Genomic DNA, 23328 nt, shown 5'->3' on the forward strand with positions numbered 1-23328 from the left:
CCCCCGCCGTTACCGCCGCCGCCCGGCTTGTTGTCCCCGTGGTCCTTGTCTTTGTCCTTGCCCTTGTCGCCGTCCGGGATGTGGACGTTGTGGAAGCCCGGCCCGGGCTTGCCCGCGAGGGCTCCACTCATCGCGTCCCGCCAGATCGGACCCGGGACCTCACCACCGAAGACCTTGTCGTACGGGACTCCGCCGATGGTGATGTCGACCATCTGCCGCTTGTGCTGCGGGTCGCCGACCCAGACCGCGCCCGACATGTTCGGGGTGTAGCCCACGAACCAGGCGGCGTAGCGGAAGTCGGTCGTACCCGTCTTGCCCGCGCTCGGACGGGAGCCGAGGCCCGCCTCCTGGCCGGTTCCGTCCTCGACCACGCCCTTCAGGAGGGTGTTGATCGTGTCCGCCGTCTTCGTCGTCATCGCGCGCGAGCACGTCGACTTCGGCACCGGCATCGACTTGCCCTCCGGATCGGAGATCGACTCGATCGCGATGGGCGTGCAGTACTTACCGCGTGAGGCGAACGTCGCGTACGCGCCCGCCATCGTCAGCGGCGACATCTCCTGGGTGCCGAGCGCGATCGACGGCGCCTGGTCCATCTTCCTGCCGTCGGCCCGCTCGACGCCCATCTTCTTGGCCATCTGCGTCACCGGGCAGATCCCGATGTCGCCGATCAGCTCCACGTAGTAGGTATTGACCGACTTCGCGGTCGCTTCCTTCATGCCGTACGGGCCGACCTCGGTCTCGTTCTCATTGGTGAGCTTGTCGCCGCCCGAGTTCACCCACTTCTTGCCGTCGCACGCCGCGACGCTGCTGGGATACGGCATCTCGTACGGAGATCCATAGCTCTTGGTCGGCGGCGTGCCGCCCTCCAGAGCGGCCGCGGCCACGATCGGCTTGAAGGTCGATCCCGGCTGGTAGCCCGCGCCGCCGCCCACCGCGTGGTCCACGGAGAGGTTGATCGTGGTCTCGTCCTTCTTGAAGCCGTAGGGCCGGGACTGGCCCATGCCCAGGATCTTGCCGGTGCCCGGCTGGACGATGGTGGCCGCCGTCGCCACGTCGTCGGTCTGGTTGACGTGATCCTTTATGGAGGCCTGCACGGACTGCTGCGACTGCGGGTCGAGGGTCGTCTTGATCCGCAGACCGCCCTGGTTCCAGACCTTGGCCCGGTCCTCCTTGGTCTTGCCGAAGACCGGGTCGGAGAGGAAGACCTCGCGTACGTAGTCACAGAAGAACCCGGCGCCGCTGACCGAGGTGATGCAGCCGTTCTTGGGCCTGCTCACCTTCAGGCCGAGCGGCTTCTCCTTGGCCGCCGCGGCCTCCGCCTGCGTGATGTCGTGCGTCTCGGCCATCCGCTGCAGCACGGTGTTGCGACGCTTGGTCGCTTCCTGCGTGTCGTTCACGGGGTCGTACCTGCTGGGGGACTGCACGATGCCGGCGAGCAGCGCGGCCTCCTGGACCTGCAGGTCCTTGGCGGGCTTGGAGAAGTAGCGCTGGGCCGCGGCCTCGACCCCGTACGCCTGCTGCCCGAAGTAGGTGATGTTCAGGTAGTTGCTGAGGATGCGCTTCTTGCCCAGCTTGTCCTCGACCTGGATCGCGTACTTCAGCTCGCGGATCTTGCGCCCCAGCGTCTGCTGAGTGGCCTCGGCGACCTTCGTCGGGTCGTCGCCGGCCTCCTCGACGAAGACGTTCTTCACGTACTGCTGGGTGAGCGTGGACGCGCCCTGGGAGACGCCGCCGCTCTGCGCGTTCTGGTTCAGCGCTCGCAGGATGCCCTTCGCGTCGACCGCGCCGTGTTCGTAGAAGCGCGAGTCCTCGATCGCGACGATCGCCTTCTGCATGTACGGCGAGATCTGCTTGAGGGGCACCACCGTGCGGTCACGGGAGTAGACAGTGGCGATGGAGCCGCCCTTGTTGTCCAGGATCGTGGTGCGCTGACTCAGCGGCGGCTGCTTCAAGTTGGAGGGGATCTCGTCGAATCCTTCGACCGACCCCTTCGCCGCGAGGCCGAGCGCGCCGGCCGCGGGCAGGGCGATGCCTGCCAGCACCGCTCCCGCGAGCACGCTGACACCTAGGAACTTCGCGGCCTGCTGAGTTGGTGACAGACCACCGCCGGAGCGCTTCTTTCCCATGGGGGCAGCCTACGTTCTGATTCGCCGGACACGCCTCAATGCCTTGGCCTAAGCTGCTCTCAACTGTCACAGCAGTGCGGTTTGGCAACATTCCCTCAGCCCATCGGCCCCGAATCCCGAGTGGGCTCCCCCTGTTCTTCTCGGGCTCGGATCGAGCTCGGAATGAGTTCGGAATGAGCCCGGGGAAGTGCCCGAAATCGCCTCATGCGGCATCTGATGCCCGTTGTGACCCAGCTGAAGTGCCCGCATTTGCCGGGTTAATCACGCATGTCGCCAGCTCACTCCGTCGGGTGATCTGCCGCTTACGCATAGTCCGTTCGGGCCATTCAAGATTGGGCCCGAAGGGGGTGTTGCGCTGTGCCCACCTTCCGTAACGTCCTCAACTGGCGGCGGTGAATATGCCGCTGCCGCCGTGGGGGAGCCTCGATTCGGGAGAGGACGGCGCCGGTATGGGCTGGGTAACCGACTGGAGTGCGCAGGCGGCCTGCCGCACTACCGATCCAGATGAACTGTTCGTTCAAGGAGCAGCGCAGAACAGGGCCAAGGCGGTGTGCACCGGATGCCCGGTGCGCACGGAGTGCCTGGCCGATGCGCTGGACAACCACGTCGAGTTCGGCGTGTGGGGTGGCATGACTGAGCGGGAGCGCCGCGCATTGCTGCGCAGGCGTCCCACAGTCACCTCATGGCGCCGTCTGCTGGAGACGGCGCGCTCCGAGTACGAGCGTGGCGCGGGCCTGCTGCCCGTGGACTTGGAGGACGACGAGACGTACGAGAGCTACGCGGCAGTGGGGTAGAGCCCGTCGGCCGCGTGGCGGTGGGGGAAGACCCCCATCAGGCGGTGGGGGAAGGTCCCCATCGGCCGCGTGGCAGTGGGTCAGTCCCGTTGCTCAGGCAGCTCCGGCCGGGTCACCATCAGTACCGGCCGCGAGCCGGTCCCCGATGGCCCGAAGGCCTGCCAGGTCATGCACGTCACCCGGCAGCGCCGACACTTCGGTCACGGCCACCTCGGGGTGAAGCGCGGTGAAGCGGTCGCGCGTGCGCTGTTCGCGCGCGAGCAGCCGCATGCGTTCCGCGTGCAGTCGCAGAAGGCCCGCGGTCAGCTGTGCCACGGGCGGATGCGTGTCGTGCGGATGCATGTCATGCGGTTGCGTGCCATGGGGTTCGGAACGTGCCGCAGAGGCTGCCCCGGAAGGTGCGGCGGTCTCGGAACTACCGGGGGTCTCGGAGGGCTCAGCAGTCTTAGAAGGCTCAGAAGTCTTGGAGGGCTCAGGAGTCTCGTAGGTCTCGGAGGTCTCGGAACTGTCGGGGGCCTCGGGGGAGTTGCCGGGAGCCTCGCGGGAGGTACGCACTCCAACCTTCCCGTCCTCCTGATCCACAATGCGGCTCTCATCAAGATTTTCCGCGGCGGCAAGCGCCCGCTCGGCCGAGAGCTGGGCGGCGCCGCTGCTGTGCACCCGGTTCAGTACGAGACCGGCGAGCGGCATGTCGTCGGCGGCCAGCCGCTCCACGAAGTACGCCGCCTCACGCAGCGCGTCCCGCTCCGGCGACGCCACCACGAGAAACGCCGTACCCGGCGCCTGAAGCAGCCGGTACGTGGCGTCCGCGCGGGTGCGAAAGCCGCCGAACATGGTGTCCATCGCGGCGACGAACGTCTGGACGTCACGCAGCAGTTGCCCGCCGAGCAGCTTGCCGAGCGCCCCCGTCATCATCGACATCCCGACGTTCAGGAACTTCATCCCGGCCCGGCCGCCCACCTTCGCCGGGGCCATGAGCACCCGGATCAGCTTGCCGTCCAGGAATGAGCCGAGGCGCTTGGGCGCGTCGAGGAAGTCGAGGGCCGAGCGCGATGGCGGCGTGTCGACGACGATCAGGTCCCACTCGTCGCGGGCGCGCAGCTGCCCCAGCTTCTCCATCGCCATGTACTCCTGCGTGCCCGCGAAGCCCGCCGAAAGCGACTGGTAGAAGGGGTTGTTGAGGATCGCGCTCGCCCGCTCCTTGTCCGCGTGCGCCTCGACGATCTCGTCGAAGGTGCGCTTCATGTCGAGCATCATGGCGTGCAGCTCGCCGCCGCCGTCGGACCCGTGGCCGTCGGACCCGTCGATGGACTTGACCCGGCGCGGGACGTTGTCGAGCGAGTCGATCCCCATGGACTGGGCGAGCCGGCGTGCCGGGTCGATCGTCAGGACGACGACCTTGCGGCCCCGTTCGGCGGCGCGCAGGCCCAGTGCTGCCGCCGTGGTCGTCTTGCCGACGCCTCCGGAGCCGCAGCACACCACGATGCGGGTCTTCGGGTCGTCGAGCAGGGTGTCCACGTCGAGCGTGCGGGCCGGGTCCAGGGGGCGTGTCGTGTCCTGGTGCCCTGCCGTGTCCGGGTGTCGGTGTCGTGCGGGGTCCGAGGTCATGCGATCCCTTGCTTCCGCAGTTCCGTGGCGAGTTCGTAGAGCCCCGCCAGGTCCATTCCGCCGGCCAGGAGCGGGAGCTCGTGCAGGGGGAGGCCGAGGTCGCCGAGGACGGTCCGCTGGGAGCCCTCCAGGGCGTGCCGCTCGGCGTACTCGGCGGCCTGCTCCAGGAGCGGGTCGACCAGGCGTTCGGCGACACCGCCCCGGCGTGCCCCGCCGAGCCCGGCGGCGGACAGGGACTTGGCGATGGCGGTACGCGGGGTCCGGCCGAGTCCGAGTTCCAGGGAGGCCTCGTCGAGCAGCGCGGGCCGCACCATGTTCACGATGACGCGCCCCACGGGGAGCTTCGCGGCACGCAGCTCGGAGATCCCGTCGGCGGTCTCCTGGACGGGCATCTCTTCGAGGAGCGTCACCAAGTGCACCGCTGTCTCAGGTGACTTGAGTACGCGCATCACGGCCTGCGCCTGATTGTGTATGGGGCCGATCTTGGCGAGGCCCGCGACTTCGTCGTTCACGTTCAGGAAGCGCGTGATGCGGCCGGTGGGCGGCGCGTCCATCACCACGCAGTCGTACGCGTACCGCCCGCTCTTGTCCTTGCGGCGTACGGCCTCGCAGGCCTTGCCGGTCAGCAGGACGTCCCGCAGACCTGGTGCGATGGTGGTGGCGAAGTCGATGGCGCCGAGTTTCTTGAGCGCGCGTCCCGCGCCCCCCAGTTTGTAGAACATCTGGAGGTAATCGAGCAGGGCGAGCTCGGGGTCGATGGCAAGGGCATACACCTCCCCGCCCCCGGGAGCGACGGCGATCTTCCGCTCCTCATACGGCAGCGCTTCGGTCTCGAAGAGCTGCGCGATGCCTTGTCTGCCCTCGACCTCCACGAGGAGGGTGCGCTTGCCCTCCGTCGCGAGGGCGAGCGCGAGTGCGGCGGCCACCGTGGTCTTGCCGGTACCGCCCTTGCCGCTGACGACCTGGAGCCTGCTCACACTTCCGAGCCTAACCAGTCGCCGTGCGGACTAAGCAGGAGGCCACCGTGAGCAGCGCCTCACAACGGCTACAGTCGGCCATATGACCAAGTGGGAATACTCAACCGTGCCGCTGCTCGTCCACGCCACGAAGCAGATTCTGGACACCTGGGGCGAGGACGGCTGGGAGCTCGTCCAGGTCGTGCCCGGGCCGAACAACTCCGAGCAGCTCGTGGCCTACCTGAAGCGGGAGAAGCAGGCATGAGTGGGGCCGTGGAGGCGAAGCTGGCCGAGCTCGGTCTGACCTTGCCCGAGGTCGTGCCGCCGCTCGCCGCCTACCAGCCGGCGATTCAGTCCGGTGTGTACGTCTTCACGTCGGGCCAGCTCCCGATGGTGGAGGGCAAGCTTCCGGTGACCGGCAAGGTCGGCGCGGAGGTGACCCCCGAGGAGGCCAAGGAACTGGCCCGCACGTGTGGCCTGAACGCGCTCGCCGCGGTGAAGTCCATCGCCGGTGACCTGGACCGCGTCGCGCGCGTCGTGAAGGTCGTCGGCTTCGTGGCGTCGGCCCCGGACTTCACGGGCCAGCCCGCTGTGATCAACGGCACGAGCGAGCTGCTCGGCGAGGTGCTCGGCGACAAGGGCGTGCACGCCCGCAGCGCGGTGGGCGTCGCGGTCCTGCCGCTGGACGCACCGGTCGAGGTCGAGATCCAGGTGGAGCTGACCGAGGCGTAGCCCTTGCCTTGTCCGTCTTTCCGGCTGCCTTCCGGCTGCCTTCTGGCACCCGATAGTTGCCTCTCGAACATCAGCCCACCAGGAGATAGCCTCCGCCCATGGCTAATGGGCAGTGGTATCCCCCGGAGTGGCCCAACCGCATCCGTGCGCTGAGCAGCGGCGAACTGAAGCCCGCGGCTCCGCGCCGGGCGGCCACGGTCATGCTCCTTCGGGACTCCGTGGCGGGCCCCGCCGTGCACATGCTGCGCAGACGCGCCTCCATGGCCTTCGCCGGAGGCGCGTACGCGTATCCGGGCGGCGGCGTGGACCCGCGCGACGACGACCACCTCGTGCGCTGGGCGGGCCCGTCCCGCGCGACGTGGGCGGCGCGCCTGGGCGTGGACGAGCCCGGCGCCCAGGCGATCGTGTGCGCCGCCGTCCGCGAGACGTTCGAGGAAGCGGGCGTGCTGCTCGCGGGGCCGACCCCGTCGAGCGTCGTCGGCGACACCACGGGCGACGACTGGGAGGCGGACCGCGAGGCCCTGGTGGCCCGCGAGTTCTCCTTCGCCCAGTTCCTGGACCGCAGGGGCCTTGTCCTGCGCAGTGACCTGCTTGCCGCGTGGGCCCGCTGGATCACTCCGGAGTTCGAGCCGAAGCGCTACGACACGTTCTTCTTCGTGGCCGCTCTCCCGGAGGGGCAGCGCACCCGCAACGCCTCCACGGAGGCGGACCGCACGGTGTGGATCGCTCCGGGGGAGGCCACCGCGGGGTACGACAAGGGCGACCTCCTGATGATGCCGCCGACCATCGCGACCCTGCGCCAGCTGAGTCCCTACGGGTCGGCCGCGGACGCCCTTTCCGCAGCCCCGGAGCGCGACCTGACCCCGGTCCTTGCCCAGGCGCGCCTGGAGGACGGCGAGTTGGTGCTGACCTGGCCGGGCCACGAAGAATTCACCAAGCACATCCCGCACATCCCGACGGGGGATTCCGCATGACCGAAGCCGCCGCTCTTCCCGGCCAGCCCCGGGGCGGAGTCCTCAGCGGTCCCGCCACCGCCCGCGCGGTCAACGTGCTGGCCCCCAACGCGTCCGCGATGACGCTCGACGGAACCAACACCTGGATCGTCTCCGAACCCGGCTCCGGGCTCGCGGTCGTCATCGACCCGGGGCCCCTGGACGACATACACCTGAAGAACGTCATCGCCACGGCCGAGAAGGCCGGGCAGCGGGTCGCGCTCACCCTCCTCACCCACGGCCACCCGGACCACGCGGAGGGCGCCGCGCGCTTCGCCGAGCTGACCGGCACCAAGGTGCGTGCCCTCGACCCCGCGCTGCGCCTCGGCGACGAGGGCCTGGAAGCGGGGAACGTGATCACGACGGGCGGCCTTGAGTTGCGTGTGGTCCCGACGCCGGGACACACCGGAGACTCCCTCTGCTTCCATCTCCCGGCCGATCAGGCTGTCCTGACGGGCGATACGGTCCTGGGCCGCGGTACGACGGTCGTGGCGCACCCTGACGGCCGCCTGGGGGACTACCTGGACTCCCTGCGGCGCCTGCGGTCCCTGACGGTCGACGACGGCGTACACACGGTCCTGCCGGGCCACGGCCCGGTCCTGGAGGACGCTCAGGGTGTCGTCGAGTTCTACCTCGCCCACCGCGCGAACCGCCTGGCCCAGGTCGAGACAGCCGTCGAGAACGGCTACGTAGCGCCTTCGGACGTGGTCGCCCACGTATACGCGGACGTGGACCGCTCCTTGTGGCCGGCAGCGGAACTGTCGGTACGCGCGCAGCTGGACTACTTGCGCGAACACGGCTTGATCTAGCTGCAGGGCGGAAACACCCACGCCCCGCCCCAGGCCGACACCCAGCCAGCCGACAGCCGCCCACTCAGGCGGCACCCGCCCACTCAGGCGGCACCCGCCCACTCAGGCGGCACCCGCCCACTCAGGCGGCGCCCGCCCACTCAGGCGACACCCACCCCCAAGTGGCACCGCCACTCAGGCGGCCCCCCCCGGTGGCACCCACCCACCCCACACCCGGGGTAATCGGGCGGGTGGGCGGGAAAGTCTGTAGCGGAAGCACGAATGGGGCCCAGCCTCATCAGAGGCGGGACCCCATCCGCGTACGAAACAGCGTCAGCGAAACCGCGTCAGCGAGAACGCTTGGCCAGCCGCTCCACGTCCAGCAAGATCACCGCGCGGGCCTCGAGCCGGAGCCACCCGCGCCCGGCGAAGTCCGCAAGCGCCTTGTTGACCGTCTCGCGGGAGGCACCGACCAGCTGGGCCAGCTCTTCCTGCGTGAGGTCGTGCACGACGTGGATGCCCTCTTCGGACTGCACGCCGAAGCGGCGCGACAGGTCCAGAAGGGCGCGGGCCACACGCCCGGGCACGTCGGAGAAGACCAGATCGGACATCTGGTCGTTGGTCTTGCGCAGGCGCCGAGCGACGGCACGCAGCAGCGCCGCGGCCACCTCGGGCCGTGCGTTCAGCCACGGCTGGAGGTCGCCGTGGCCGAGGCCGAGCAGCTTGACCTCGGTGAGCGCGGAGGCGGTTGCCGTACGCGGGCCCGGGTCGAAGAGCGAGAGCTCACCGATGAGCTCGCCGGGGCCGAGCACCGCGAGCATGTTCTCCCGGCCGTCGGGTGAGGTGCGGTGAAGCTTCACCTTGCCCTCGGTGACCACGTAAAGGCGGTCTCCGGGGTCACCTTCATGGAAAAGCGCATCCCCGCGCGCGAGCGTCACCTCACTCATGGAGGCGCGGAGCTCCGCGGCCTGCTCGTCATCGAGCGCCGCGAAGAGCGGGGCGCGCCGCAGAACGTCGTCCACGAGTTCTCTCCTTGTCGACCTGCATCAGGGGACCGTGCTCCCCATTTTGCCGGACGGTCCAAACAGTGTGATCAGTCACAAGTCTGCCGCACTGGCGTCGCGTGCTGTGCGGGAGGGGGCCAATTGGGGGCCGATCCATAGGGTCCAGGGCGGATGTCAGTGTCGGGCTCTAGGCTGGCCGGGTGTCCAAATGCCGGTGAGAGCACAGGCCAAGGGGATTCAGAAGGTTACAGCCTGCCTGGGTTCCGCTGTGGGCGAACATGCTTCCATTGGTCCAGAGAATGCGACAAAAGGGACAAGGGTGCCACCGGTGAGTCAGCCTTCGGAGAAGAATCAAGCCACCGCCGGCGCGGCGAAACGCACCCCCGCGAAGAAGGCAGCCGGTACTCCGGCGAAGAAGGCCACGACGACTCCGGCGAAGAAGGTCACCGCGACTCCGGCGAAGAAAGCCACCGCGGCCAAGAAAGCCGCCCCGGCGAAGAAGGTCACCGCCGCCAAGAAGCCCACCCCGGCCAAGACCAAAGCCCCGGCCAAGACCAAAGCCCCGGCCAAGACCGAAACCCCGGCCAAGACCAAGCCCCCGGCCAAAGCCAAGCCCGAGTCCCACGCCTCCCTCGTCCGGCGGGCCCGCCGGATCAACCGCGAGCTCGCGGACGTGTACTCGTACGCCCACCCCGAGCTCGACTTCGAGAACCCCTTCGAGCTGCTCGTCGCCACGGTCCTCTCCGCGCAGACCACCGACCTGCGGGTGAACCAGACGACCCCGCGCCTCTTCGCGGCGTACCCGACCCCGGAGGACCTCGCCGCCGCCAACCCCGAAGAGGTCGAGGAGCTGATCCGGCCGACCGGGTTCTTCCGGGCGAAGACGAAGTCGATCATGGGGCTCGCCGCCGCCCTGCGGGACAACCACGGAGGCGAGGTCCCCGGCCGCCTGGAAGACCTGGTCAAGCTGCCCGGCGTAGGCCGCAAGACCGCGTTCGTCGTGCTCGGGAACGCCTTCGGGGTCCCCGGCATCACTGTGGACACCCACTTCGGTCGGCTGGTCCGCCGGTGGAAGTGGACCGAGGAGACCGACCCGGTGAAGGTCGAGGCCGCCATCGCCGACCTCTTCCCGAAGAGCGAGTGGACGATGCTCTCGCACCGCGTGATCTTCCACGGCCGCCGGATCTGTCACTCCCGCAAGCCCGCCTGCGGCGCCTGTCCGATCGCCGATCTCTGCCCGTCGTACGGGGAGGGCGAGACCGACCCGGAGAAGGCGAAGAAGCTCCTGAAGTACGAGATGGGCGGTCTGCCGGGCCAGCGCCTCAAGCCCCCGCCGGACTACCCGGGGAAGGCGGCGCCCCCGCTGGGCGCCGCGTGAGCGAGGAACGAACCGAGGGGCCACAGGCGTTGTCCACAAATGGACGGGGGTGCCGATGACGCACGCGAGCGACACGAGCGAGACAACCGACACGAGCGAAGCGCACATGAGCGACATGAGCGAGGGGCACGGCTTCCCAGGGCGGCCCGGCCGCATCGGCGGGCCCAACGGACACGTGCGCCTCAGCACCGACGGCCTCCCCGCCTGGCTGGACCCCGTCGCCCGCGCCGCCGAAACGGTCCGGCCGACCCAGCTCAGCCGCTTCCTGCCCCCGGAGAGCGGCGCCGGGCGCAAGTCCGCCGTGCTCGTCCTCTTCGGAGAGGGCACGCGCGGTCCCGAGCTGCTCCTGATGGAGCGTTCCGGGAGCCTTCGCTCGCACGCGGGCCAGCCCTCCTTCCCCGGCGGCTCTCTCGACCCCGAGGACGGCGATCCGCTGACGGACGGCCCCCTGCGCGCCGCCCTGCGCGAGGCCGAGGAGGAGACCGGGCTCGACCCCCGAGGCGTACAGATCTTCGGAGTGCTGCCCAGGCTCTTCATCCCGGTGAGCGACTTCGTGGTGACCCCGGTGCTCGGCTGGTGGCGCTCGCCCACCCCCGTCGGCGTCGTCGATCCGGCCGAGACAGCCCGCGTCTTCACGGTTCCCGTGTCCGATCTCACGGATCCCGACAACCGCGCGACGACAGTTCATCCGAGCGGTCACCAAGGCCCGGCCTTCCTCGTCGAATCGGCTCTGGTCTGGGGTTTTACGGCCGGAGTGATCGACAGGATTCTGCACTTCGCAGGCTGGGAACGTCCCTGGGACCGCACCAAGCAGGTGCCGCTCGACTGGCGCGCATGACAAGGTTGCGGGGACGTGGCGACCGCGATGCGAGGCGAGGATTGAATCGGTGAACGTGCTGGACATCCTTTTGGTGGTCGCCGCCGTATGGTTCGCGGTCGTCGGCTACCGCCAGGGATTCGTCGTCGGCATCCTGTCGGTGATCGGTTTTCTGGGCGGCGGACTCGTCGCGGTGTACCTGCTGCCCGTCATCTGGGGCGCTCTCACGGACGACGAGGGAGCGGTGAGCACGACGGCCGCCGTCGTCGCCGTGGTCATCGTGATCGTCTGTGCCTCCATCGGCCAGGCCTTCACCACGCACTTGGGCAACAAGCTCCGCCGGTACATCACTTGGCAGCCCGCCAGAGCCCTGGACGCCACGGGCGGCGCGCTGGTCAACGTCCTTGCGATGCTCCTCGTCGCCTGGCTGATCGGCTCCGCCCTCGCGGGCACGACGCTGCCGACGGTCGGCAAGGAAGTACGCAACTCCAAGATCCTGCTCGGAGTTTCGCGCACGCTGCCGGGCCAGGCCGACACCTGGTTCGCCGACTTCTCCTCGGTCCTTGCGCGCAACGGCTTCCCGCAGGTCTTCAGCCCGTTCTCGAACGAGCCGATCACCGACGTCAAGGCCCCCGACCCCAAGCTCGCCAAGAGCGCGGTCGCCACGAAGGCCAAGCAGTCCATCGTGAAGGTGCAGGGCGAGGCCCGCGGCTGCGGCAAGGTCCTTGAAGGCACCGGCTTCGTCTTCTCAGACCGCCGCGTGATGACGAACGCGCACGTGGTCGGAGGCGTGGACGAGCCGACCGTCCAGATAGGCGGAGACGGCCGGACGTACGACGCGAAGGTCGTGCTCTACGACTGGGAGCGCGACATCGCCGTACTGGACGTGCCGACCCTCCAGGCGCCCCCGCTGCAGTTCACGTCGAAGGACGCGACGAGCAGCGACAACGCGATCGTCGCGGGCTTCCCGGAGAACGGTCCGTACGACGTCCGACCCGCGCGCGTGCGCGGGCGCATCACGGCCAAGGGCCCGGACATCTACCACCGGGACACCGTGCGCCGCGACGTGTACTCGCTCTACGCGACCGTCCGCCAGGGCAACTCCGGCGGCCCGCTCCTGACGCCCGAAGGCAAGGTCTACGGCGTGGTCTTCGCGAAGTCCCTTGACGACCCGGACACCGGCTACGCGCTCACCGCCGACGAGGTCCGCGAGGACATCGAGGCGGGCCGCACCGCCAACCAGGAGGTCGACAGTCAGGGCTGCGCGCTGTAGCCGGGGCCGCAGTCGGGGAGCAGTCGGTGGAGCAGGCGGATCAGTCGCGCGTATGCCTCAGCCGCGCCGAGACCCAGCGGGCCCTGCGGCGCAGGATGTGGGGAATGCCGATGCCTTGAGCAGGGCCTTCATGGCCCGGATCGTGCGGACCGCCCCTCTCACGGCTGTTCAGCGCGATGGCTGAGCGGCGGTTGCGTGCTACTTCACTGTAGTCGTGCGTCCAGCCCATACCCCGACGTGTGCCCGTGCCTCAAGGTCGGTAATCGCGCCCACGCGCCCCAATTGGCCTATGCGGGTGGCAAGTAGCCGTTCGAAGAACAGACGTTCCCCTACCCCCGGGTACGGACGTCTTTCTGACCCTGATTCAGGGCCCCGCCGACGCCGGCGCTGATCCCGGCCGTCCTGATCGGGTACCCCGCTGATGCCGATTCAGGCCCCGCGCGGACTACCGATCCGGTTCGGGATCCTTCAGCCAGTTCACCAGCTCGGTCGAGAAGGCGGCCGGGTCCTCCTCCTGCGGGAAGTGCCCGAGGCCGTCGAACAGCCGCCAGCGGTACGGCGCTTCGACGTACTCGCCCGAACCCGCCGCACTGCGTGTCCGCATCACCGGGTCCAGGGAGCCGTGCAGATGCAGCGTAGGAACCTGCACGGGACGCTTCATGCGCCGGTTGAACTGGATGCCGTCCGGACGGGCCATCGACCGCACCATCCAGCGGTACGGCTCGATCGCACAGTGTGCCGTCGACGGGATCGTCATGGCGCGGCGGTACGTCTCCACCGCCTCGTCGTCCGGAAGCCGTGGCCCCGACCAGTCCCGCACCAGACGCCCCACCAGAGCCGCGTCGTCCGCGACGAGTTGACGCTCCGGCAGCCACGGGCGCTGGAAGCCCCACACGTACGAACTCGCGGCCGTCTGCTTGCGGTCCGAGAGCATCGCCGAACGCCAGCGCCGTGGATGCGGCATCGAGGAGACGGCGAGGCGGCGCACCAGCTTGGGCCGCATCACCGCCGCCGTCCACGCGAGGTACCCGCCCAGGTCGTGCCCGACGAGCGCGGCGTCCGGCTCACCGAGCGACCGCACGACGCCCGTGATGTCGAGCGCGAGGTTCGCCGGGTCGTAACCGCGCGGCGTACGGTCGCTGCCGCCCACGCCCCGCAGGTCCATCGCGACCGCCCTGAAGCCCGCGTCGGCGAGCGCCACCATCTGATGCCGCCAGGTCCACCAGAACTGCGGAAAGCCGTGCAGGAGCAGCACGAGCGGCCCGTCGCCCATCTCGGCGATGTGGAAGCGCGCGCCGTTGGCGGCGACGTCCCGGTGGGTCCACGGTCCTTCGATGCGTACGGGTGGCGTCGGTTGGGCCGGATGGGGGGCGGGTGTGGCGGGGTCCGTCATGAAGACGAGCGTGCCACAGCTGCCGTCTTCTCACCGCCACGATCGAGGGAGGCACCCGCGGGGGTGACCACGTCCAGGGGGCTCACCGCACGCGGGTGCGGCTTGGCGTTCTGCAGTACGGCAGCCGTCTGCTTGGCCGAAGCGGCGACCTTCTGCGGCCCCTTGCCCTTCTTGGCCTTCTTCGCGAAGACGACGCCGATCAGCGCGAGCACTCCGGCGACCAGCACGTTCGCCGCGAAGGAGAGCACGAAGCAGATCGCCATGTTCCAGCCGCTCCACGTACGGATGCCGTACGCCAGGGCGAAGCTCAGCATCGGCAGCGAGAAGATCAGCACCGTTCCCGCCGCGGCGAACGCGGCCCCGCCGACCGCACCCCGCTTGACGTCCTGCCGCAGCTGGGCCTTGGCCAGCGCGATCTCGTCGTGCACCAGCGCGGACATCTCGCTGGTCGCCGAGGAGACCAGCTGGCCGAGGCTGCGTTCGGTGCCGACGGGCCCGTCGGGTGTGCTCATCGCTTTCCCCTTCTCCGTAAGCCTGCGTATGCGTGCTCACAACATCTGTTCAGTGACGACCGCTCAGCTCAGTCTGCGCAGTCAAGCCTGCTCAGATCATGCCGGACCATCGTCATCGGCGCGTGCCCCGGCCGACACTTCGGCAAGCCTGCGATGTTCGGCCGCTTTCTTTTCGTAGATCGCGGCCATCCGCAGGTGGTACTCCGGCTTGTCCTGTTCGTACACGTCCGGGATGCCGTCGAGGTCGTCGTCGCGCTCCTCGTCGTCGTACAGCGCGCGGTAGCGGGCGTTGCGCACCTTGAGCAGGATCCCGGAAAGTACGGCCGCGATGAGAGAGCCCATCAGGACGGCTGCTTTGATCTCGTCGGTGAGCAGCGGGTCCTCGGTGAAGGCGAGTTCGCCGATCAGGAGCGAGACGGTGAAGCCGATACCGGCGAGCGAGGCGACCGCGAACACGTCCGGCCAGGCGAGTTCGTCGTTGAGCTCGGCCTTGGTGAACCGGGCTGCGAGCCAGGTGCCGCCGAAGATGCCGACCGCCTTGCCGACCACGAGACCGAGCACCACACCGAGCGTCTCCGGCTTGCTGAATACGTCCCCGAGCGCGCCGCCCGACACCACGACACCGGCGCTGAACAGCGCGAACAGCGGTACGGCGAGCCCCGCGGAGAGGGGTCGTACAAGGTGTTCGATGTGCTCGCCCGGCGAGTGCTCCTCGTCCTGGCGGCGGGTGCAGCGCAGCATCAGGCCCATCGCGACACCGGCGATCGTGGCGTGGATGCCGCTGTTGTACATCAGCCCCCAGACGACCAGGGCCAGCGGAACGTAGATGTACCAGCCGCGTACACCCTTGCGGAGCAGCAGCCAGAAGACCGCGAGGCCGATGACCGCGCCGCCGAGCGCCGCGAAGTTGAGGTCGCTGGTGAAGAAGACCGCGATGATCAGGATCGCGAAGAGGTCGTCGACGACGGCGAGCGTGAGCAGGAAGGCGCGAAGGGCGGACGGCAGCGAGGTGCCGATGACCGCGAGGACGGCGAGGGCGAAGGCGATGTCCGTGGCGGTCGGCACCGCCCAGCCGTCCGTGGAACCGCCGCCGACCGTGTTGACCAGGACGTACACGAGAGCCGGTACGGCCATGCCGCAGAGCGCGGCGACGACGGGCAGCGCGGCGGCCTTCGGGTCGCTCAGATCGCCCGCGACGAGCTCGCGCTTGAGTTCGATGCCGGCGACGAAGAAGAAGACGGCGAGCAGACCGTCGGCCGCCCAGTGCTGGATGGAGAGGTCGAGGCCGAGGGAGCTCGGCCCGAGGTGGAAGCCGCGCACCGATTCGTACGACCCGCCTGCGGTGTTCGCCCAGATCAGCGCGGTGACGGCGGCGACGAGGAGGAGGACACCGCCGACGGTCTCTGCACGCAGCGCGTTCGCGACGAAGTTCCGCTCGGGCAGCGAGAGCCGTCCGAGAACCTTGCGGCCGTTGCTGCTGTTCTGGGGTGCGGGCGCGGCCACGGGGTCGACCTCCGGTCGGTAGGCAGGACAAATCACTTGCCGACCAGACTTCCCGGCACACCTAGGTACTTCTTGTCGCGTTGTTGTCGTGATGTTGACGCGGTCCTTAGCGTACCTAACATGCGAACGGACTTATCCGGCGATCTTCACTTTATGCGCAAGGGGGGCACCCGGCGCGATGCCGGATGCCCCCCTCTGGCTTGGGCCTGACTAGTCCTCGCTCGGTGCGGCGGGCAGCTTGGTCTGGATCAGATCCATCACGGACGAGTCGGCGAGCGTGGTGACGTCGCCGACCGCGCGGTTCTCGGCGACGTCCCGCAGCAGTCGCCGCATGATCTTCCCGGACCGGGTCTTGGGCAGCTCGGCGACCGGAAGGACGCGCTTGGGCTTGGCGATCGGGCCCAGCGTCGTGCCGACGTGGTTGCGCAGGTCGGCCACGAGGCCTTCGTCGTCGGCGTTGGCCGTGCCGCGCAGGATCACGAAGGCGACGATGGCCTGCCCGGTGGTCTCGTCCGCCGCGCCCACGACCGCGGCCTCGGCGACCGAGGGGTGCGAGACGAGCGCGGATTCGACCTCGGTGGTGGAGATGTTGTGCCCGGACACGAGCATCACGTCGTCCACGCGGCCCAGGAGCCAGATGTCGCCGTCGTCGTCCTTCTTCGCGCCGTCACCGGCGAAGTACTTGCCCTCGAAGCGCGACCAGTACGTGTCGATGAAGCGCTGGTCGTCGCCCCAGATGGTGCGCAGCATGGAGGGCCACGGCTCGGTCAGGACGAGGTAGCCGCCACCGCCGTTGGGTACTTCGCGCGCCTCGTCGTCGACGACGGTCGCGGCGATGCCCGGCAGTGCGCGCTGGGCGCTGCCCGGCTTGGTCTCGGTCACGCCGGGCAGCGGCGAGATCATCATGGCGCCGGTCTCGGTCTGCCACCAGGTGTCCACGATCGGGCACTTGTCGGCGCCGATGTTCTTGCGGTACCACATCCACGCCTCGGGGTTGATCGGCTCACCGACCGACCCCAGGACCCGCAGACTGCTCAGGTCGAACTTCGCGGGGATGTCGTCGCCCCACTTCATGAACGTACGAATGGCCGTCGGGGCCGTGTAGAGGATGGTCACGCCGTACTTCTGGACGATCTCCCAGAAGCGCCCCTGGTGCGGGGTGTCGGGCGTGCCCTCGTACATGACCTGGGTCGCGCCGTTCGCCAGCGGGCCGTACGTGATGTACGAGTGCCCGGTGACCCAGCCGATGTCGGCCGTACACCAGTAGACGTCGGTCTCCGGCTTGAGGTCGAAGACGGCGTGGTGGGTGTACGCGGCCTGCGTCAGATAGCCGCCGGAGGTGTGCAGGATGCCCTTCGGCTTACCCGTCGTGCCCGACGTGTAGAGGATGAAGAGCGGGTTCTCCGCGTCGAAGGCCTCGGGGGTGTGCTCGGCGGACTGGCGCTCGGTGAGCTCGTGCCACCACACGTCGCGGCCCTCGGTCCACGCCACGTCCTGGCCGGTGCGGCGCACGACGAGGACGTGCTCGACGGAGCTGTCGTCGCGGGCGACGGCGTCGTCGACGGCGGGCTTCAGGGCGGCGGGCTTGCCCCTGCGGTAGCCGCCGTCGGAGGTGATGACGACCTTGGCGTCGGCGTCCTTCACGCGCTTGGCGATGGCGTCGGCGGAGAAGCCGCCGAAGACCACGGAGTGCGCGGCGCCGATGCGGGCACAGGCCAGCATCGAGATGACGGCCTCGGGGATCATCGGCAGATAGACCGCGACGCGATCGCCCTGGCGGACACCCAGTTCGGTCAGCGCGTTGGCGGCCCGGCTGACCTTGTCCTTGAGCTCGGCATAGGTGATGGCCCGGCTGTCGCCGGGCTCACCCTCGAAGTGGATCGCCACGCGGTCGCCGTTGCCGGCCTCCACATGGCGGTCCACGCAGTTGTACGCGACGTTGAGCTTGCCGTCGGCGAACCACTTCGCGAACGGCGGGTTCGACCAGTCGAGCGTCTCGGTCGGTTCGGTGGACCAGGTCAGCCGGCGGGCCTGCTCGGCCCAGAAGCCGAGCCGGTCAGCCTTGGCCTGTTCATACGCCTCCGCGGTGACATTGGCGTTGGCCGCCAGGTCGGCCGGTGGCGCGAACCTTCGCTCTTCTTTAAGAAGGTTGGCCAGGCTTTCGTTGCTCACGACATCTCCCATTCCCAGGGTGTCCGTTGTGTCCAAAAGCACAGCTCATCAGACGTATACCCCTGGTGACAAGAGCCTGCCGAAAATTGGTTTAGACCTTTACTCGGGTGGGTGGCTCCTCACGCGGTGTTCCTTCGTGCGGTGACGGCGTGACCTGGTCGAACACGTCGTCCGGGCTCTCGGTGAGGAGATACGCCTGTGCCTCGCCGACATGGAAGTACATGCCGTGCAGTTCAAGGGATCCCTCCGCCATGCGCCGCGCCACGGACTCGTGGCCGCGCAGGTGCTCCAGCTGCTGGACCACGTTGGTCAGGCAGAGCTGCTCGACGGCGTCGGCGGGTGCCCGCCCCGCGAGCCGCGCCCATCCCTCGTCCTTGTGCGCCGCGAGACGATCGAGGCTCGGCATCCCGTGCCGCAGCCACCGCTTGAGAGGCGTCTGCGCGCCTCCCGGCGGGGTGTTGAGCAGCGCCTGCATCGCCCCGCACCCGGAGTGCCCGCACACGGTGATGGACCGCACCTCCAGTACGTCCACCGCGTACTCGATCGCCGCTGCCACCGAGTCGTCCCCGCTCTCGGCGCCCGGCAGTGGCACCAGGTTGCCGACGTTGCGTACGACGAAGAGGTCACCGGGGCCGCTCGACGTGATCATCGAGGTGACGAGCCGGGAGTCGGCGCAGGTCAGGAAGAGCTGTGAGGGCTGCTGGCCCTCCCGGGCAAGGCGGGCGAGCTCGCCCCGCACGTGCGGGGCCGTGTTCCGCTGGAACGCGCTGATCCCGCTGGCCAGTTGGTGCCCGCTGGGTCGGCTCTCACCCCGGGGGGTCTCCTGTGGACGGTCGCAGTGGTGGTTGCGCCAGGCCGTCCAGGGCCTGCAGCAGGAGTGCGAGGCGCTCGCGGGCTCGGCGATCCGCGTCCCGGCGCGCCCGGTCACCTCGACGGTGCCGCCCTGCGCGGTGTGCGCGTCCTGCCAGCACTGCAGCGCTTCGTACGCCGCGTGGTCCATGAATGATCCGTCCAACTCCACGATGGTGGTGGCCCCTTGGGGTACGAGGTGCAGCGCCCTGCTGAGCCGCGGCACGGCGAGGAAGGTCAACTGACCGCGCACGCGCACGTGGTGGGTCCCGTCCTCCTCGGTGTGGGTGATCCGGGTGCGGGCAAGGCGGTGCAGAGCGACGGCCACGGCGACGGCGACCCCGAGGGCCACTCCTTCGAGCACGCCGAGGAAGACGACGCCGAGTGTCGTGGTGGTGTACGCGAGGATCTCGCGGTGGCGGGTGATGGTGCGGATGTGGTTCAGATTCACCATCTGGATGCCGACCGCCATCACCAGGGCGCCCAGCGCGGCGAGTGGGATCAGCTCGAGCAGGGGGACCATCAGCAGGGCGGCTACTACTACCCAAACGCCGTGCAGCATCGTGGAGTTCCTGCTGACGGCACCGGCTCGCACGTTGGCCACGCTGCGCACCGCGACCCCGGCGACGGGGAGCCCGCCGAGGACTCCGGACACGGCGTTGGCGGCGCCCTGGCCGAGCAGTTCGCGGTCCAGGTTGGAGCGGCTGCGACCGGTGCTCAGGTCGCGCCGTCCGGAGACGAGTTTGTCCACGGCGACGGCGCCGAGCAGTGACTGCACGCTGCAGACCAGGGTGATCGTGAGTACGGCGGCGATGAGCCCGAGCACGGGACCTTCGGGCAGGCCCGCAAGGGAGTGACTGCGCCACGAGGGCAGGTCGACCTTGGCCACGCTCAGCCCGGCGATCGCGGCGACAGCTGTCGCCGCGGCCACGGAGACAAGGGGCGCGGGCACGACACGGACGGCTTTCCCCGCACGGCCGGGAATCCGCGGCCAGAGCAGCAGCACCGCCAGGGTCAGCACGCTGATCGACAGCGTGGCCGGCTGAAGGTCGGCCAACTGGCCAGGCAGCGCACGGAGGTTGGCGAGCACGGTGCTCTGCGGGGTGCCGCCGAGCACGATGCGCAGTTGGGCGACGGCGATGGCTACGCCGATGCCGGAGAGCATGCCGTGTACGACGGCGGGGCTGACGGCGAGCGCCGAGCGGGCCACGCGCAGGCAGCCCAGGGCGAGTTGGGTGAGCCCGGCGAGAACGGTGATGGCGCAGGTGGTCCGCCAGCCGTACTGGTGGATGAGGTCGGCGGTGACGACCGTGAGCCCTGCGGCGGGGCCACTGACCTGCAGCGGCGATCCGCCGATCCATCCGGCGACGAGGCCGCCGACTGCGGCGGCGACGAGGCCCGCCTGGAGCGGTGCTCCGGTGGCGAGCGCGATGCCGAGGGACAGCGGCAGGGCGATCAAGAAGACGGCGATCGACGCGGATACGTCGGCGCCCGCGATGCGGAACTTACGGAACTTGCCCGGCGGCGGCGCGTGGGGCTCGTGGTCGCGTGATGCGTGGGCCGAGTCGGTGGCATGGGTGGGGACGCAGGCAGACATGGTTTCCCGTCTCCTCCGGGGCAGCGCGGTCGCGGAACAGGGGGTCCTCCGGCGGTCTCCGGAGGGCGGGTCGCGGCCGTGGGTCACGGCGTTGCAGCGGCGGGATATCTCAACTCTCGGTAAACGAATCGTAATGGAGAGTAAATGCGAAGGATAGACAAACGGTGCAAATGGGTCAGTAGATCACTCTAGGGAGTGATTAAAGCTATTTGTCGGCTTGTCGGAACATCTGGCACATGCCTTCGTGCGACGTTGGCGGCACTGTCGGGCATTTCAGGGCAATTTCACCGCGATATCTCCGGTGATCACCCCTGCGCCGTGCCCCGACCCGAAGCCGACTCGAAGGAAGAAGGTGGGCGGAAGATGGCCGCCACCCAGAGGATCCAGCGGATCGCCGCGGGCGTCACCGCCCTCACGGCATGCGTCGCGGTACTGGCCGGTTGCGGGAGCGGCGACACCGGCGCCGAGGAAGTCACGCACGGTGCCAAGAAGGCGTCGCCCGCCCCGGCCCCCAAGAGCGCGGTCCGCATGATCGGTGACGGCTCCACCGCCTTCACCGGCCAACAGCCGCACCTGCCCCGCCCCGCGCGACTGAGACCCGGCCAGAAGCCACCCCAGTTCGTGGTCTTCTCCTGGGACGGCGCCGGCGAGGACAGCCAGAAGCTCTTCTCGCACTTCCGCAAGGTGGCCAAGCGGAACGACGCCACGATGACGTACTTCCTCAGCGGCGTGTACATGCTCCCCGAGGCGAAGCGGAAGCTGTACGACCCGCCGAAGCACCAGGTCGGCAGCTCGGACATCGGCTTCAACGACCGCAAGGGAATCAAGCACACCGTGGAGCAGCTCCGCGGTGCCTGGCTCGAGGGCAATGAGGTCGGCACCCACTTCAACGGCCACTTCTGCGGCACCAGCGGCGGCGTGGGCCAGTGGTCGGTGGCCGACTGGAAGAGCGAGATCAACCAGGCCAAGTCCTTCGTGAAGGCCTGGAAGACGAACACGGGCATGAAGAAGGCGCGGCCACTGCCCTTCGACTACGACAAGGAACTCGTCGGCGCCCGCACGCCCTGCCTCGAAGGCCAGAAGAACTTCATGCGGGCGGCCCGTGAGCTGGGCTTCCGCTATGACACCAGTGGCGTCAACGACCAGATCTGGCCCAAGAAGAAGGAAGGCCTCTGGGACCTGTCGATGCAGCTGGTCCCCGTCCCCGGCCGCAAGTTCGAGACGCTCACCATGGACTACAACTTCATGGTGAACCAGTCGGGCACGACGTCCCAGGGCGACCCGGGCAAGCACGAGTACTGGGGCGACCAGATGCGCGACGGCCTGCTCCAGGGCTTCAGTCGCGCCTACAAGGGCAACCGTGCCCCGCTGATCATCGGTAACCACTTCGAGTCCTGGAACGGCGGCACGTACATGCGCGCCATCGAGGAGACGATCGAGTCCGTCTGCACCAAGCGCGACGTGCGGTGCGTCTCCTTCCGGCAACTCGCCGACTGGCTCGACGCCCAGGACCCGCAGACCGTGGAGCGCCTGACCAAACTCCGGGTCGGCAAGGCCCCGAAGGAGGGCTGGGCGTCCTTCCTCTCCGCCCGGCCCGCACCGGCCCCGAAGGGAGTCCCGGGCGCCCCGGCGAGCAAGCCGTAGCGCCCTTCGCTCTCCTCAGCCGCTCCCTCAGCCGCTCTCCTCAGGCCGTGGCGACGGTCCGCTCACCGAGCACGAAATCGGGGTCGACCTGCGCAGCCAGGCAGGATCCTCCTTCTGCACCCCTCGCACCGCTTCGCGGGCTTCGGGGTGCTGCGCCGGACTCCGTCTGTCGGGCGGCGTGCCGTCAGGCGCTTTGAGGCTGCGACTCGCGCAGTACGAAGCCGGGGTCGACCTGCGCAGCCAGGTCGGCCCCCGTTCGTTCGTTGCCCCAGCTCTGCGCGTTCTTCAGGTGGAAGTGGACCATCTGACGGGTGTAGCGGTCCCAGTCCCTGCGCTCGTACGAGGTGTCGGCAGCGCTCTGAAGTGCCTGCAGGGAGCGGCGGTTGTCGTCCTCCAGGAACTCGAACCGGGGCGGGCGGCCCTTCTCCATGGCGCGCACCCAGTCCGAGTGCCCGACCGTCACCAGGAGGTCGTCGCCCACCTGCTCGTGCAGGAAGTCGATGTCGTCCTGGCCCTGCACCTTGTTGCCGACGACTTTGAGGTCGACGCCGAAGTCCCGTGCGTATTCCTTGTACTGGCGATAGACGGAGACCCCCTTCCGGGTCGGCTCGGCCACCAGGAACGTCATGTCGAAGCGGGTGAACATGCCGGACGCGAAGGAGTCCGAACCTGCGGTCATGTCGACGACCGCGTACTCGTCGCGCCCGTCGACCAGGTGGTTCAGGAGCAGCTCCACCGCCCCGGTCTTGGAGTGGTAGCAGGCGACACCGAGGTCGGCTTCGGTGAACGGCCCTGTGACCATCAAACGCACGGCTGAGTCGTCGAGTTCCACCGGCCGTGCACACGCGTCGTACACGGGATTGTCCTCGCGCACCCGCAGGATCCGCGAACCCTCGCCGGGCGGCGTCGTCTTGATCATCGTGTCGGCGGAGGTGATGCGCGGGTTGGATCCCCGCAGGTAGTCCTTGATGAGAGGGATGTGCGCGCCCATGGCGGGCAGCTCGGCGGCGTCCGCCTCGTCGAGGCCGAGCGCGGGACCCAGGTGCTGGTTGATGTCGGCGTCCACCGCGAGGACCGGTGCACCGGTGGCGGCGAGGTGTCGGATGAAGAGTGAGGACAGCGTGGTCTTGCCGCTGCCGCCCTTCCCTACGAAAGCGATCTTCATGTTCACCAAGGGTAGCCGGATGATT

20 protein-coding genes are annotated in these 23328 nt (G+C 68.9%); 9 read left to right on the plus strand and 11 right to left on the minus strand.

All coding sequences use genetic code 11. The features are described 5' to 3' along the window. Window positions 1-2126 (minus strand): transglycosylase domain-containing protein (locus ACFQ7F_RS12775; protein ID WP_383269755.1); only part of this gene is annotated, 2126 nt, incomplete at its 3' end. Between the two features lie 449 nt (window positions 2127-2575). On the opposite strand from ACFQ7F_RS12775, the gene ACFQ7F_RS12780 reads away from it, so the two are divergent. Then, the gene (locus ACFQ7F_RS12780; protein WP_383269756.1) at window positions 2576-2920 is read left to right on the plus strand and encodes a WhiB family transcriptional regulator; all 345 of its coding nucleotides are present in this window, start codon (window positions 2576-2578) and stop codon (window positions 2918-2920) included. Window positions 2921-3013: 93 nt separating this feature from the next. Here ACFQ7F_RS12780 and ACFQ7F_RS12785 read toward each other — a convergent pair whose 3' ends face one another. After that, window positions 3014-4528 carry an ArsA family ATPase gene (locus ACFQ7F_RS12785; protein WP_383269757.1) on the minus strand — a complete coding sequence of 505 codons (1515 nt, stop codon included), beginning with the start codon at window positions 4526-4528 and terminating at the stop codon, window positions 3014-3016. After that, window positions 4525-5505: an ArsA-related P-loop ATPase gene (locus ACFQ7F_RS12790; RefSeq protein ID WP_383269758.1), complete on the minus strand. Its 981-nt coding sequence runs from the start codon at window positions 5503-5505 to the stop codon at window positions 4525-4527. Before ACFQ7F_RS12790 ends, ACFQ7F_RS12785 begins: the two co-directional genes overlap by 4 nt. Window positions 5506-5587: 82 nt before the next feature. On the opposite strand from ACFQ7F_RS12790, the gene ACFQ7F_RS12795 reads away from it, so the two are divergent. The 4 genes from ACFQ7F_RS12795 to ACFQ7F_RS12810 all read left to right on the plus strand — a co-directional run bounded on the left by ACFQ7F_RS12795 (window position 5588) and on the right by ACFQ7F_RS12810 (window position 8017). Beyond that, a complete protein-coding gene (locus ACFQ7F_RS12795; protein ID WP_383269760.1) occupies window positions 5588-5749 on the plus strand; it encodes a DUF4177 domain-containing protein in 162 nt (53 codons plus the stop codon). Further along, window positions 5746-6216: a RidA family protein gene (locus ACFQ7F_RS12800; protein WP_383269761.1), complete on the plus strand. Its 471-nt coding sequence runs from the start codon at window positions 5746-5748 to the stop codon at window positions 6214-6216. The genes ACFQ7F_RS12795 and ACFQ7F_RS12800 overlap by 4 nt, the downstream gene beginning before the upstream one ends. 98 nt (window positions 6217-6314) lie before the next feature. Next, on the plus strand, window positions 6315-7190 hold the full coding sequence (locus tag ACFQ7F_RS12805; protein ID WP_383269763.1) for an NUDIX hydrolase: 876 nt from the start codon (window positions 6315-6317) through the stop codon (window positions 7188-7190). After that, window positions 7187-8017 carry an MBL fold metallo-hydrolase gene (locus ACFQ7F_RS12810; protein WP_383269764.1) on the plus strand — a complete coding sequence of 277 codons (831 nt, stop codon included), beginning with the start codon at window positions 7187-7189 and terminating at the stop codon, window positions 8015-8017. The genes ACFQ7F_RS12805 and ACFQ7F_RS12810 overlap by 4 nt, the downstream gene beginning before the upstream one ends. 326 nt (window positions 8018-8343) lie before the next feature. On the opposite strand, the gene ACFQ7F_RS12815 is transcribed toward ACFQ7F_RS12810, so the two are convergent. Beyond that, window positions 8344-9018 (minus strand): Crp/Fnr family transcriptional regulator, encoded by a 675-nt coding sequence (locus ACFQ7F_RS12815; RefSeq protein WP_016642758.1) that lies wholly within the window; start codon window positions 9016-9018, stop codon window positions 8344-8346. Window positions 9019-9328: 310 nt separating this feature from the next. Here ACFQ7F_RS12815 and nth point away from each other — a divergent pair, with 310 nt between their 5' ends. The 3 genes from nth to ACFQ7F_RS12830 are packed head-to-tail and all read left to right on the plus strand — an operon-like array spanning window position 9329 to window position 12468. Next, complete coding sequence (gene nth / locus ACFQ7F_RS12820; protein ID WP_383269766.1) at window positions 9329-10378, plus strand: endonuclease III; 1050 nt, start codon at window positions 9329-9331, stop codon at window positions 10376-10378. Window positions 10379-10433: 55 nt separating this feature from the next. Beyond that, window positions 10434-11216 carry an NUDIX hydrolase gene (locus ACFQ7F_RS12825; protein ID WP_383269767.1) on the plus strand — a complete coding sequence of 261 codons (783 nt, stop codon included), beginning with the start codon at window positions 10434-10436 and terminating at the stop codon, window positions 11214-11216. 49 nt (window positions 11217-11265) lie between these two features. Continuing rightward, window positions 11266-12468 carry a MarP family serine protease gene (locus tag ACFQ7F_RS12830; protein WP_383269769.1) on the plus strand — a complete coding sequence of 401 codons (1203 nt, stop codon included), beginning with the start codon at window positions 11266-11268 and terminating at the stop codon, window positions 12466-12468. A gap of 40 nt (window positions 12469-12508) precedes the next feature. On the opposite strand, the gene ACFQ7F_RS12835 is transcribed toward ACFQ7F_RS12830, so the two are convergent. The 6 genes from ACFQ7F_RS12835 to ACFQ7F_RS12860 form a co-directional block, all read right to left on the minus strand. Then, window positions 12509-12697 (minus strand): hypothetical protein, encoded by a 189-nt coding sequence (locus ACFQ7F_RS12835; protein ID WP_383269770.1) that lies wholly within the window; start codon window positions 12695-12697, stop codon window positions 12509-12511. 216 nt (window positions 12698-12913) lie between these two features. Beyond that, entirely contained in the window at window positions 12914-13861 is a 948-nt protein-coding gene (locus tag ACFQ7F_RS12840; RefSeq protein WP_383269772.1) for an alpha/beta fold hydrolase, read from the minus strand. Beyond that, complete coding sequence (locus ACFQ7F_RS12845) at window positions 13858-14373, minus strand: phage holin family protein (protein ID WP_383269774.1); 516 nt, start codon at window positions 14371-14373, stop codon at window positions 13858-13860. Before ACFQ7F_RS12845 ends, ACFQ7F_RS12840 begins: the two co-directional genes overlap by 4 nt. A 96-nt stretch (window positions 14374-14469) precedes the next feature. After that, entirely contained in the window at window positions 14470-15876 is a 1407-nt protein-coding gene (gene nhaA, locus ACFQ7F_RS12850; protein ID WP_383269775.1) for a Na+/H+ antiporter NhaA, read from the minus strand. Between the two features lie 210 nt (window positions 15877-16086). Then, on the minus strand, window positions 16087-18060 hold the full coding sequence (acs, locus tag ACFQ7F_RS12855; protein ID WP_383269777.1) for an acetate--CoA ligase: 1974 nt from the start codon (window positions 18058-18060) through the stop codon (window positions 16087-16089). 79 nt (window positions 18061-18139) lie between these two features. Further along, window positions 18140-20494: a bifunctional SulP family inorganic anion transporter/carbonic anhydrase gene (locus ACFQ7F_RS12860; protein WP_383269779.1), complete on the minus strand. Its 2355-nt coding sequence runs from the start codon at window positions 20492-20494 to the stop codon at window positions 18140-18142. 363 nt (window positions 20495-20857) lie between these two features. Between ACFQ7F_RS12860 and ACFQ7F_RS12865 the strand changes: the two genes are divergently transcribed. Next, on the plus strand, window positions 20858-22138 hold the full coding sequence (locus ACFQ7F_RS12865) for a hypothetical protein (protein ID WP_383269781.1): 1281 nt from the start codon (window positions 20858-20860) through the stop codon (window positions 22136-22138). A 184-nt stretch (window positions 22139-22322) separates the two neighbouring features. On the opposite strand, the gene ACFQ7F_RS12870 is transcribed toward ACFQ7F_RS12865, so the two are convergent. Then, window positions 22323-23303 carry an ATP-binding protein gene (locus tag ACFQ7F_RS12870; protein ID WP_383269783.1) on the minus strand — a complete coding sequence of 327 codons (981 nt, stop codon included), beginning with the start codon at window positions 23301-23303 and terminating at the stop codon, window positions 22323-22325. Between the last annotated feature and the right edge of the window lie 25 nt (window positions 23304-23328).

This window comes from Streptomyces sp. NPDC056486, from assembly GCF_042795295.1.
GTDB lineage: Bacteria > Actinomycetota > Actinomycetes > Streptomycetales > Streptomycetaceae > Streptomyces.

Coding starts and splice junctions, on each gene's coding strand:
- ACFQ7F_RS12780 (WP_383269756.1), top strand. CDS start 2,576: ATGGGCTGGGTAACCGACTGGAGTGCGCAGGCGGCCTGCCGCACTACC.
- ACFQ7F_RS12810 (WP_383269764.1), top strand. CDS start 7,187: ATGACCGAAGCCGCCGCTCTTCCCGGCCAGCCCCGGGGCGGAGTCCTC.
- ACFQ7F_RS12835 (WP_383269770.1), bottom strand. CDS start 12,697: ATGGGCTGGACGCACGACTACAGTGAAGTAGCACGCAACCGCCGCTCA.
- ACFQ7F_RS12840 (WP_383269772.1), bottom strand. CDS start 13,861: ATGACGGACCCCGCCACACCCGCCCCCCATCCGGCCCAACCGACGCCA.
- ACFQ7F_RS12785 (WP_383269757.1), bottom strand. CDS start 4,528: ATGACCTCGGACCCCGCACGACACCGACACCCGGACACGGCAGGGCAC.
- ACFQ7F_RS12800 (WP_383269761.1), top strand. CDS start 5,746: ATGAGTGGGGCCGTGGAGGCGAAGCTGGCCGAGCTCGGTCTGACCTTG.
- ACFQ7F_RS12795 (WP_383269760.1), top strand. CDS start 5,588: ATGACCAAGTGGGAATACTCAACCGTGCCGCTGCTCGTCCACGCCACG.
- ACFQ7F_RS12865 (WP_383269781.1), top strand. CDS start 20,858: ATGGCCGCCACCCAGAGGATCCAGCGGATCGCCGCGGGCGTCACCGCC.
- ACFQ7F_RS12805 (WP_383269763.1), top strand. CDS start 6,315: ATGGCTAATGGGCAGTGGTATCCCCCGGAGTGGCCCAACCGCATCCGT.
- ACFQ7F_RS12860 (WP_383269779.1), bottom strand. CDS start 20,494: ATGTCTGCCTGCGTCCCCACCCATGCCACCGACTCGGCCCACGCATCA.
- ACFQ7F_RS12870 (WP_383269783.1), bottom strand. CDS start 23,303: ATGAAGATCGCTTTCGTAGGGAAGGGCGGCAGCGGCAAGACCACGCTG.
- ACFQ7F_RS12825 (WP_383269767.1), top strand. CDS start 10,434: ATGACGCACGCGAGCGACACGAGCGAGACAACCGACACGAGCGAAGCG.
- acs (WP_383269777.1), bottom strand. CDS start 18,060: ATGGGAGATGTCGTGAGCAACGAAAGCCTGGCCAACCTTCTTAAAGAA.
- ACFQ7F_RS12845 (WP_383269774.1), bottom strand. CDS start 14,373: ATGAGCACACCCGACGGGCCCGTCGGCACCGAACGCAGCCTCGGCCAG.